Here is a 206-nt window from a genome sequence, read left to right on the forward strand (position 1 = left end):
CCCTGGTGTTTCTCCTTTAGAGCTTGTTTCATTAACAACTATTAAAAGATTAAATCAGTTTTTTAGCAGTGTTAAAAGTGATGTTAGAAAAGCTTTTAAAAATGATAAATTAGTACAAATTTTAGAATTCCCAGTATTATTTTTAGGCGCTAAACCAAGCAACACACCTTCGTTTTACAACTTTATGAATTATGCCGATTTTGGTC

General features: G+C 30.1%; 1 pseudogene. It reads left to right on the forward strand.

Annotated elements, in window-relative coordinates:
- Nucleotides 1-206, forward strand: a pseudogene (locus FUA24_RS00280) (phytoene desaturase); the annotation flags it as partial.

The sequence above is a fragment of the Seonamhaeicola marinus genome (genome assembly GCF_008085455.1).